The organism is Protofrankia sp. CiP1_Cm_nod4 (assembly GCF_982290645.1).
This window is the reverse complement of the sequence record NZ_CEVIVC010000004.1, coordinates 79,114-90,618: the sequence shown is the minus strand read 5'-3', so window position 1 is coordinate 90,618 and position 11,505 is coordinate 79,114. Positions and strand designations below refer to the sequence as shown.

Annotated in this window: 5 protein-coding genes; all 5 read left to right on the top strand. The window is 73.9% G+C overall.

What is annotated here, in order from left to right:
• The first annotated feature begins 1,106 nt into the window (after window positions 1-1,106).
• The 5 genes from AC5LSR_RS02175 (at window position 1,107) to AC5LSR_RS02155 (ending at window position 11,315) form a co-directional block, all read left to right on the top strand.
• Entirely contained in the window at window positions 1,107-1,709 is a 603-nt protein-coding gene (locus AC5LSR_RS02175) for an EF-hand domain-containing protein (protein WP_250287025.1), read from the top strand.
• Between the two features lie 146 nt (window positions 1,710-1,855).
• Window positions 1,856-7,150, top strand: a complete 5,295-nt coding sequence (locus AC5LSR_RS02170) for a type I polyketide synthase (protein ID WP_493464505.1) — start codon at window positions 1,856-1,858, stop codon at window positions 7,148-7,150.
• Window positions 7,147-8,535 carry a hypothetical protein gene (locus AC5LSR_RS02165; protein ID WP_250286814.1) on the top strand — a complete coding sequence of 463 codons (1,389 nt, stop codon included), beginning with the start codon at window positions 7,147-7,149 and terminating at the stop codon, window positions 8,533-8,535. The genes AC5LSR_RS02170 and AC5LSR_RS02165 overlap by 4 nt, the downstream gene beginning before the upstream one ends.
• Window positions 8,536-10,005 (top strand): acyl-CoA reductase, encoded by a 1,470-nt coding sequence (locus AC5LSR_RS02160; RefSeq protein ID WP_250286816.1) that lies wholly within the window; start codon window positions 8,536-8,538, stop codon window positions 10,003-10,005.
• On the top strand, window positions 10,002-11,315 hold the full coding sequence (locus AC5LSR_RS02155; protein WP_250286819.1) for a cytochrome P450: 1,314 nt from the start codon (window positions 10,002-10,004) through the stop codon (window positions 11,313-11,315). The genes AC5LSR_RS02160 and AC5LSR_RS02155 overlap by 4 nt, the downstream gene beginning before the upstream one ends.
• Window positions 11,316-11,505 lie beyond the last annotated feature (190 nt).

Genomic DNA, 11,505 nt, shown 5'->3' with positions numbered 1-11,505 from the left:
GGGCGAGTCGAGCAGCGCCCGCAGGCTCGGCAGCGCCACCGCCGGGGTACCGGCGAACACCAGCCGCATCAGCGACCACCCGGCCAGGTCGCTCCCACGGATCCGGTGGAACCTGCGGAAGCCGCGGAATCCGCGGATGGAGACAGACGAGGGCGCACGGTCCAACGCTAATCCCGTCCCGGGCACGTACGGGCCAACGGGTGGCGTGCCGTGGCGCATCCGCGTGCTCCACGGCCTTCCACCACGATCCAGGAGCGCCGGACGCCGCCGGCGCCAGGAGCGCCGGACGCCGCCGGCGGCTGGGAGCGGGAACCGGTCCTCGTCGTCGGCCACGGGTTCCAGCACCGGTTCCAGATGCTCGGACGGCTGGCCCCAGATCCGGCGACAGGCCAGCCCGGGCCGACGGGCTCCAGATGACCCGGACGGCTGGCCCCGGATCCGGCGGCAGCCGGCCCGGGCCGACGGGTTCCGGGTGGTCCGGGCGGCTGATGTGGGCGGGTGCGGCCGGCCCGTGGGGCGCTCCGCGGGGCCGTGCCGCCCGCGGCGGTGCCCGCGCGGGTGCCCGCGCGTCGATCCACCCGGCCGGAGCGTCCCGCCCGGCCAGCCCCGGGCCACCCACCCGGAAAACTTCGGCCCGGAAAGCCCGCACGTAACAGCTGCCCGCTCAATAAACAGACATTTATCGAACAACTTGACAATCAAGAAACAACAAAATCAAGATTTCATCCACCAGTATCACCCAAAATCCATCCGGACATATTTTTCAAAAAACTACGGAGAGCATCCGGCGGGGACTCCCGGTTTTGCGCAGGCGACATCAAGAACAAATAAAAGCCCAGCTCAGCCGGGCCTTTGACAATCGACGTCACAACAGTCATTACTACTGACAGTAATGATGATTTACGTGCCGTGACCCAGTCGGAGGGCCTGCGCCGTTCCGCCCGTGGGAGAACGCTTGTCAAGGCATGGAGCCATAGTTAGGCTGACGGCACAGCGTTGATCCACGGGGGAATCGACTTGGACACGACCACTCGTACCCGCCGTGGGCGACTCACGCTGAAACCGCATTTCCGCCGCTCCCTCAACGTCCCGAAGGTGGTATTCCCATGCCCGCACCAAGTGACGTGGAACAGCTCCTCGACCGCAAAATCGACATCTGCTTCGGCCATGGCGACCAGAATGGCAACGGAGTTCTCGAGGCCGCGGACGCCCTCGCCCTGGCGGCGCGCATCATCGCCTACCTCGGCGAGCCGTTCGGCTCCGCCAAGGCGCAGGCGCTGCTGGTCTCGTTCGAGAACTTCTGGGCGCACGTCTCCAAGGAGCTGGACTCCAACCAGGACGGCAAGGTCACCCCGCTGGAGTGGCGTGCCGGCCTGAAGAGCGCCTTCGCCACCGACATCGCCAAGTTCGAGGCCGGCTTCAGACCGCTGGCCCAGGCCCTGTTCGACATCGCCGACCGGGACGGCGACGGCCGCGTCGACGTGGGTGAGTTCGCCAACTTCCAGAAGGCGTTCGGCACCTCCACCACGAACAGCAGGATCGCCTTCGAGAAACTCGACCGCAACGGGGACGGCTCGCTGTCGGTACCCGAACTGGTCACCGCGTGGCAGGAGTTCTACACCAGCACCGACCCGAACGCCCCCGGCAACTGGCTGTTCGGCGACGTCTTCGGCGAGACCGTCTGGGACGGCAGCAAGGTAATACTCTGAATCATTCCCCCTCCCGTGCTGCCGGTGGCCGGAAGAACATTTCCGGCCACCGGCAGCACGCCGGTCATCCCGGGCCTCCCGGCAGCGGGCCGCCGCCAGGAAACCCGCGCCACGTCATATCACGACCATTACGGGGGACGCGCAGCATGAAATCACCGCCGGATCCGGTGGCTGTCGTCGGCATCGGCTGCAGATTCGCCGCCGGTATCGACTCCCCCGCGTCGCTGTGGCGATTCCTGATGGACGGCCGGGTCGCGGCGGGCGACATACCCGACCACCGCTGGGAGGACTACGCCCGCGACCCGCGGACGGCGGCCGTGCTGCGCCGCACCACGGCCCGCGGCTCGTTCATACCCGATATCGCCGGTTTCGACGCCGAGTTCTTCGGGATACCGCCGCGCGAGGCCCGCCTGATAGACCCGCAGCACCGGCTGGCCATGGAAGTCGCCTGGGAGGCGCTGGAACACGCGGGCATACCGCCCGGCACGCTCGCCGGGTCGGACACCGCGGTGTTTGTCGGGATCGGCTCCGACGACTACGGGCGGCGGCTGCTGGAGGACCTGCCCGGCATCGAGGCGTGGACCGGTATCGGCGCGTCGATGTGCGCGGCGGCCAACCGCATCTCGCACGCCCTGGACCTGCGCGGGCCGAGCGTGGCGATCGACACCGCCTGCTCGGCCTCGCTGGTCGCGATCCACCAGGCGGCGCTCAGCCTGCTGCACGACGACGTCCCGCTGGCGCTGGCCGGCGGCGTCATGCTGATGGCCGGGCCGGGGCTCGCTGTCGCGCTCGACGCGGCCGGCGCGACCTCGCCGGACGGCCGGTCGAAACCCTTCGACGCCGCCGCCGACGGCTACGGCCGTGGCGAGGGCTGCGGGTTCGTGGTGCTGCAACGGCTGTCGGCGGCGCGGCGCGACGGCAACCGGGTGCTCGCCCTGCTACGCGGGGGCGCGGTACGCCAGGACGGCCGCACCGACGGCATCATGGCGCCCAGCGGCAGCGCCCAGGAACATCTGCTGCGCCAGGCGTACCGGACCGCCGGGGTGGACCCGGCGACCGTCGGCTACGTCGAGGCGCACGGGACCGGCACCAGGGCGGGCGACCCGGTCGAAGCCGGCGCGCTCGCCGCCGTCATCGGAGGCGCCCGCCCGTCCGGGCAGCCCTGCCTGGTCGGCTCGGTGAAGGCGAACATCGGGCATCTCGAGGCCGCGGCCGGGGCCGCCGGCCTGATCAAGGCCGTGCTGGCCGTGGAGCGGGCGGTCATCCCACCGACGCCGGCCGTCGCCGGCCCGCACCCGGGCATCCCGTGGCACGGCTCGGGGCTGGCGCTGGTCGACACGCCCACCCCGTGGCCGGCAGGCCGGTCACCGGGCCATCCCCGCCGGGCCGGGGTGGCCGGCTACGGCTACGGCGGCACCATCGCGCACCTGGTGGTCGAACAGGCGCCGGCAACGGAACGTGACAGCCGTGGCCGCCAGGACAGCGGTCACAGCCGGCCGCGGCCGGCGGCCGGCCCCCGGATGTACCCGGTATCCGGCCGGGGAGCGGACGCGGTGACGGCCAACGCCGGGCGGCTGCGCGACTGGCTGCTGGCCCATCCCGCGGCGGAGCTGGCCGACGTCGGCCACACCCTCGCCCTGCGCCGGTCGCACCTGGCCCACCGCGCGGTGGTGATCGCCGAGGACCGCGCCGAGCTGCTCGACGGGCTGTCCGCCGTCACCCCGGTACGCGCGCAGCCGGATCTCGGCGACCCGGTGTGGGTGTTCTCCGGGCACGGTGCGCAGTGGCCGGGGATGTGCCGCGACCTGCTCGCGCAGGAGCCGCGGTTCGCCGAGGTGCTCGACAAGCTCGAGGCGGTCTACCGCCACGAGCTCGGCCGTTCCCCGCGGGAGATCCTCACCTGTGACGAGCCGCTGGGTGTGGACCTGGTACAGGCGTCGATCTTCGCCGTGCAGCTCGGGCTGAGCGCGCTGTGGCGGTCGTACGGCCTGCGCCCGGCGGCGGTGATCGGGCATTCGGTCGGCGAGATCACCGCCGCGGTCGTCGCCGGGGTGCTGGACGCGGACGACGGCGCCCAGCTGGCCTGCCGCCGCGCCCGGCTGCTGCGCCGGGTGGCGGGCCGGGGCGCGATGGCGATGGTGCCGCTGCCCTTCGCCGAGGCCGAGCGCGCGCTGGCGGACGACCCGCGGGTCAGCGCCGCGATCGAGGCCGGGCCGGGAACCACCGTCGTCTCCGGGATGCCGGCGGCCCTCACCCGGGCGATCGAGCGCTGGGCCGGGCAGGGGCTGACCGTCCGCCGGGTCAACTCCGACGTGGCCTTCCACAGCGCCCAGATGGAACCGCTGTGCGCGCAACTGGCCCGGGCCGCCGCCGATCTGCGGGTCGACCCGCCGGCGGTCCCGCTGTACAGCACGGCGCTGGGCGACCCGAGAAGCCCGGCGGCCCGGGACGCCGGCTACTGGGTCACCAACCTGCGCGCGCCGGTCCGGTTCGCCACCGCGGTGGCCGCCGCGGTGGACGACGGCCACCGGGCCTTCCTGGAGATCTCCACCCATCCGGTCGTGGCCCAGTCCATCGCGGACTGCTCGCCGTCGGCGGTCGTCGCGTACTCGTTGCGCCGCGACCGGCCGGCGCGGCGCTGCCTGCTGGAGAACCTGGCCGCCCTGTACCGCCGTGGCGCCCCGGTCGACTGGTCGATGCTGCACACCGACGGTGACCTGGTGGACCTGGTGGACCTGCCAACCTACGCGTGGCAGCACGAGCGGCACTGGGCCGAGCACTCCCCGGCCGCGACGGGCGGAACCGGCGCCGGCCACGACCCGGCGAGCCACACGCTGCTGGGCACCAGCCCGTTCACCGTGCACGGGCCCGTCCCGACCAGGGTGTGGCGAACCCACCTGGACCACGGCAGCCGGCCCTACCCGGGCGACCACCCGGTGGCGGGCAGCGAGATCGTGCCGGCGGCGGTGCTGCTGAACACCTTCCTGCGGGCGGCGGGCACCCGCGCGCTGCGCGAGGTGTCGCTGCTGGTACCGGTCGCCACCGCGCCGGCCCGGGAGATCCAGGTGACCTGCCAGGACGCCTCGCTGCGGCTGTCGTCCAGCGTGGACGGCGCGTGGCTGACCCACACCGTGGCGACGGTCGACACCGACCGCCCGGTGCGCACGGCCGCCCCCGCGCCGTCGGCCGGCACCCACGTGGATCCGGGGTTCGTCACCGACCGGCTGGCCGCGCTCGGCGTGACCTCGATGGGCCTGCCATGGCGGGTGACGCGGCTGCGCCGCCACGACGGCCCGTCCGCCGCCTCATCCGCCACTCCGTCCGCCACCCTGTTCGCTGTGGTAACCGCCGGTGACGGGCCGCCAGACGGTAGGACGTCGTGGGCGACGGTGCTCGACGCCGTGCTGTCCACGGCGTCGGTGGTCTTCCCCGGCCCGCCCGTCCTGCGGATGCCGGCCCGGATCGGGCGGCTGGCGCTGGCCGTCGACGAGCCACCGGCGGAGGTGGCCTTCACGGTGCGGGTACGCGGCACCGGAACCGACGGCGGGACCAGCGGCGACGACAGCGGCGACGACAGGGACGGCGACAGGGACACCGTAGACGTCGACGTCAGCGACCGGGCCGGCCGCCCTGTCGCCGTGATCCGGGCGCTGCGCTTCGGCACCCCCGAGGGACCACCACGGACCGCCGCGCACCTGCTCCACGAGGTCGCCTGGCAGCCGCTGGAACCGGCAGCGGGCCCCGCGTCCATCACTCGGGTAGCAACGCTCAGTTACGACCCCGGGCTTGCCGCGCTGCTGGCCGGGCGGGGTGGGCCCGCTGGGCCGGGCCTGCTGGGCCAGGCCGGCGGCCCGGGCGCGATCAGGCTGGTCACCGGGCCGGGCACAGCCGACGCGGTCGTGTTCACCGCCTGGCCGCAGGCCGGTGAGGAGCCGGCCGACGCGGTGGTACGGCTGGCGGGCCGGCTGCGCACGGTGCTGCGGGAGCACCCGACGGCCAGGATCTGGTGCGTCACCCACGGCGCACGGGCGGCCGAGGACGCCACCGGGCTGGCACAGACCGCGCTGTGGGGGCTGGGCCGTATCGCGGCCGGCGAGTACCCCGACCGCTGGGGCGGCCTGGTGGACCTGCCCGCGGATCCGTCCGCCGCGGACATCGCCGTCCTGGCCGGCCTGCTCGGGCAGCGCCGGGACGAGGACGTCATCGCGATCGCCGACGGCCGGGCCGAGGCCACCCGGCTGGTGCCCGCCGCCGGCACCGCCGCGGGCGGGCCGCGCTGCCGCCCGGACGGCACCTACCTGATCACCGGTGGTACCGGCGCGCTCGGCCGGCGCGTCGCCCGCTGGCTGGCTGCCCGGGGGGCGCGCCGGCTGCTGCTGCTCGGCCGGGCGCCGGCGCCGCCACGGGCCCGCGGTGACTTCCGGGCCGCGATCGAGGCCGAGGGCGCCACGGTGCGGGTGCTCTCCGCCGACGTCGCCGACCGGGAGGAGCTGCTCGCCGCGCTGGCGGGCGCCGACGACCTGCCGCCGGTGGCCGGTGTCGTGCACGCGGCCGGCGTGGTCCACAGTGCGCCGATCGACGCGCTCGACGAACGGTCGCTGCGGGCGGTCATGCGGCCGAAGGTGGCCGGCGCGCTCGTCCTGCACGAGCTGTTCCCACCGGGCAGCGTGGACTTCTTCGTGCTGTTCTCCTCCGCCGGCGGCCTGCTGCACCTGCCCGGCCAGGCGGCCTACGCCGCCGGCAACGCCTTCCTCGACGGGCTGGCCCGGCACCGCCGCGCCGCCGGCGACGATCACGCGGTGTCGCTGGCCTGGACGAGCTGGCGTGGCCTGGGCATGGCGGCCGCCGCGGCCTCCGCGGCCACTGTCGACGCCGAACTGCGCGCCCGGGCCGCTGGCGACGTCACCGCGGACGACGCGCTGCGCGCCTGGGGCGGCGTCCATCCTGGTCTCGGGGCGAACGTCGCCGTGCTCACCGTGCTGCCCGGCGCGGCCCCGGCGGCCGTGCTGCGCGCGCTGGCCGCCGCGCCGCCGGCCACGGCGGTGGAGTGGGCCGCGCTGCCGGACACGCAACGCCTCGAGCTGGTCACCGCACAGGTCCGGGACGCGGCGGCGGACGTGCTCGGGCTGCCGTCCGAGCGGGTGGACACGCACCGCCCGCTGACCGAGAGCGGGCTGGACTCGCTGCTGGCGGTGGCGCTGCGCGTCCAGCTCACCGAACGGCTCGGTGTCGCGGCCGCGCCGACACTGCTGTGGCACCACCCCACCGTCGCGGCGATCGCCAGCCATCTCGCGTCCACCGTGCCCGCGTCCACCGGGGCGGAACCGGTGCCACAACCGGAGCCGGAACCGGTGCCACAACCGGAGCCGGAGCCGGAACGGCGGCCCGCGCCACCTCCGGCGCGGGAACCCACGCAGCAGCCAGAAAGGGCCCAGCCATGACCAGCGACGAGGACCTGCTCACCTTCGCCGGCAATCCGATCGAGTACTTCGGGCACTCACGGCTGGCGATGCACACCCTTGCGCCGCGGCGGCTGGCCGAGCTGCAGCTGGCCGCGCTCAAGCTCCGGTTCGCGGCGTTACGGGACCGTATCCCGATCCTGCGCACCCTGGCCGAGGAACAGGGCATCGACGAGATCCGCTCGCTCGACGACGCCGCCCCGCTGCTGTTCCCGCACACCGTGTACAAGTCCTATCCGGCCCGGCTGCTGGTGGACAACCGGTTCGACCGGCTGACCACCTGGCTGTCCCGCCTGGTCACGGTGGACCTCTCCGGGCTGGACACCACCGGCTGCGCCTCGATCGACGGGTGGCTGGACCTCATCGACGCCAGCACCGAGCTCCGGCTGGCGCACTCCTCCGGCACCACCGGCACGATGTCGTTCATCCCGCACTCGGCCGTCGAGTACGACCGGCTGTACGAGATCGTCCGGCTGGACGTCATCCCGGACCGCGACCCCGAGGGGGTCGACGTGGTGTGGCCGAGCTTCCGCTCCGGCCGCAGCGGGATCGCCCGGCACGCCACCGCGATGGCTGAGCAGATCGCCGGGCATCCCGACCGGTTCCACACCCTGCACCCCGGGCTGCTCAGCGCGGACGTGATGTTCCTGGCCGGGCGGCTGCGGGCCGCCGCCGCCCGGGGCGAGCTCGACCGGGTCGAGATCAGCCCGGCCATGCGGCAGCGCAGGGCCGAGTTCGAGGACGCGCTGCACGCCACCGGCCGCGGGATGGGCGAGTTCGTCGAGCGGCTGGCCGACACGCTGCGCGGCCGGCGGGTGGCCTCCCTGAGCACCTGGGACGTCTTCCACGGCATGGCGGGGGCCGGCGCCGCGCGCGGGCTGCGCGAGCTGTTCGCGCCGGACTCGGTGGTCTTCCCCGGCGGCGGTTCCAAGGCGGGTGTGCTGCCGGACGACTGGGCGCGGGGGGTGGCCGGCTTCTTCGGCGTGCCCCAGCTGCAGCTCGTGTACGCGATGGTGGAGGTGATCTCGCTGAACCTGCTGTGCGAGAACGCCGGCTACCACCTGGAGCCATGGCTGATCTTCTACCTGCTCGACCCCGGCACCGGGCTGCCGCTGCCCCGGACGGGCACCCGGACCGGCCGCGCGGCCTTCCTCGACCTCACCGCCGAGATCCACTGGGGCGGCTTCGTCTCCGGGGACGAGGTCACCGTGACCTGGGACCCCTGCCCGTGTGGCCGCACCACCCCGCGGCTGGGCACCCGGATCGGCCGGTTCGGCGGCACCCGCGGCGATGACAAGATCACTTGCGCGGCGACCACCGAGGCGCTGGGTGAGGCGCTGGAGTTCCTCAACGGGGCGCTGGTCTAGATGCCGGCACCACTGATCCCCGCGTTCGTCCGGGGTGAGCTGCGTACCGCCGGCCCGGTCGAGTCCGCCGCCGGTTTCGCCGCGCCGGATCCGCTCGGCCTGCTCGACACGCTCCCGCTGCGCGACCCCGCGCGCATGGCCGAGCTGCAGTCGGTGCCGCTGACGGAGATCATCGATCTGCTCGGCGAGGTCGGCGCCAGGCTGTCGGTGCCGGACAACCCGTTCCTGGCCGAGGCGCTGGACCAGCTCGCGGCCTACTCGGACCTGACACCGGCCCTGCTGCGCTCCACCTACCGGCAGTTGCCGTCGCTGTTCGAGCCGGGCCTGGTCCGCTCGGTCGCCGAGCGCACCGTGGGCACCCGCTTCCTGGACGGCTGGGCCGACGTCGGCGCCGGGGCGGTCCGCGCGTTCGGCTCCCGCTGCGTGCACATCATCGCCGGCAACAACCCGATCATCGCCGCGATCACCATCGTGCGCAGCGCGATCACCCGGTGCGACACGATCATCAAGAGCCCGTCCAACGACCCGCTCACCGCGCTGGCCATCGCCCGGACGATCGCCGAGACCGCCCCCGGGCACCCGCTCACCCGGCACCTGAGCGTCGTGTACTGGAAGGGCGGCGACGAGCGGTTCGAGCGCGCCCTCTACCACCCGGCACAGGTGGAGAAGATCGTCGCCTGGGGCGGGCTGGCCTCCGTCCAGCACGTCACCCGCTACATCCGGCCCGGGCTGGAACTCGTCCCGCTCGACCCGAAGCTCAGCGCCACCGTCATCGGCGCGCAGGCCTTCGCCGACGCGGCGAGCATGGCCGCCACCGCCCGGCTGGCCGCCGCCGACGTCGGCGTGCTCAACCAGGAAGGCTGCTTCAACGCCCGGGTGATCTACGTCGTCACCGGCACCGGCCCGGCCGGGGTGGCCCTGGCCAACCGGTGGGGACAACTGCTCTACGACGCCGTCCAGGCGCTGCCGGAACAGGTCAGCACCCCGGCCCGCCGTTTCGACCCCGACCTGCGGGCCGACCTGCGGGTGCTGCGCGCGGACACCGACTTCTACCGGGTGATCGGCGGCAGGGCCGACGAGGGCGCGGTGGTGGTCTCACAGCTGCCCGACCCCGTCGACTTCCACCAGACGCTGTCCGGACGGGTGGCCAACGTCGTCCCGGTCGACGACGTCGCGGACGCGGTCCGCGCGATGAACGCCTACACCCAGACCGTGGGGGTGTACCCGGAATCGCTCAAACGGCAGCTGCGCGACACAGCTCCGCTGTACGGGGCGCAACGGCTGGTCTCGCTGGGCTACGCGACGCGTTTCCGCGCGGACCTCCCCCAGGACGCCATGGAGCCCACCCGGCGGATGGTCAAGTGGATCGTGGACGAGACCTACCACCCGGAGCTGACCCACCCGCTGGAGCACCTGCGTCCCGGGAGCGGGCGGCGGGAAGCCGACCAGGAAGCCGAAGTGGCCCGGTGACCAGGAACACGAACAAGATCGCGGCTGGCGAGGACGTGGCCGGAAGGCCGGACACGGCCGAGAGACCGGACGTGGCCGAGAGCGGCGCCGGGAACGGGACGGCGGGCGGGGGCACGGGCAGCGCGCGGAGCGTGACCGCGGCTGTACGGCGGCTCATCGCAGACTTCGACCACCACGACCCGGCCTTCGACCCGGAGACGGCCATCGCCGTGCACCGGGGCATCCGGGAACGCGGCCGGGTCGTCCGTTCCCGGGCGTACGGCGGGATCTGGATCCTGTCCCACTACGACGACGTGGCGACCGCGCTGAAGGACCACGAGACCTTCAGCTCCGCGTCCGGGGTGTTCTTCCCCCGGGCGGCGGGGACCCCGCGGTTCGCGCCGCTGGAATACGACCCCCCCGAGCACACCACCTTCCGCGCCCTGATGCGGCCACCGTTCCTGGCGGCCCGGGCCCAGGACCTGCGACCGGCGGTGTCCGCCCTGGTGGCACGGCTGCTGCGACCGGTGGTGGAACGCGGGCACGGCGACCTGGTCGCGGAACTGGCCGTACCGCTGCCGCTGGCCGTGGTCGGCCTCGCCGTCGGTTTCTCCCCGGACGCGCAGCAACGCATCCGGCGGCTGACCGCGAACACCTGGTCGAGAATGCCCACCGACGACAGCCCCGACGGCTTCTGGCCGCCGTTCGCCGAGCTGTTCCGCGCCGAGATCCAACGGGCCCGCGCCGACCCCGGCGAGGACTACCTGTCCGCCCTGGTGCGGTCGGACTTCGACGGCCGGCCGGTCACCGACGCCGAGCTGCACGTGATGCTGGTCGCCTTCGCCATCGCCGGCCACGAGACGTCGATGAACACGCTCGCGCACCTGCTCTGGCAGCTCGCCCGACGTCCCGACCTCCAGGACGAGCTGCGCGGACGGCCCGAGCTGATGCCGGTGGCGGTGGAGGAGACGCTGCGGCTGTGGACGCCGGTGGACCACGGCACCCGGCTGACGACCAGGCCCGTGGAGATCGCCGGTACGACGATCCCCGCCGGCGCGCGGGTCGTGCTGCTCACCGGGGCGGCGAACCGGGACCCGGCGAAGTTCCCCGGCCCCGACGAGTTCCGGCTGGACCGGGACCCGGTCCGGCACCTGACCTTCGGCCAGGGCGCGCACTTCTGCATCGGCGCGCACCACGCCCGCACGGAGTTCCTCGCCGTCCTGGCCGAACTGGCCCGGCATCCGAACTACCGGCTCACCGGCCAGCCACGCCGCTACTTCGAGAACGGCCGGCACATCTGCCTCGACCGGCTGCCTGTCGCGTTCGGCTGACCGTGGGGCGTCCTCCCGCTCGGCGCGGCCCGTCCGGGACCGCCGGGCGGGGAAGGCACGGCCCCGGCTGGGAAGCGGAGGCCCGTCACCCGGCCGAGCGGCGAGGAGCCGGCCGGCCAGGGCTGGCCGGCCTGGACGGTCAGCGGGCGCGGCCGAACAGCGGGTGCGGGGACACCTTCACCGCCGGCGG

Coding starts and splice junctions, on each gene's coding strand:
- AC5LSR_RS02175 (WP_250287025.1), top strand. CDS start 1,107: ATGCCCGCACCAAGTGACGTGGAACAGCTCCTCGACCGCAAAATCGAC.
- AC5LSR_RS02170 (WP_493464505.1), top strand. CDS start 1,856: ATGAAATCACCGCCGGATCCGGTGGCTGTCGTCGGCATCGGCTGCAGA.
- AC5LSR_RS02165 (WP_250286814.1), top strand. CDS start 7,147: ATGACCAGCGACGAGGACCTGCTCACCTTCGCCGGCAATCCGATCGAG.
- AC5LSR_RS02160 (WP_250286816.1), top strand. CDS start 8,536: ATGCCGGCACCACTGATCCCCGCGTTCGTCCGGGGTGAGCTGCGTACC.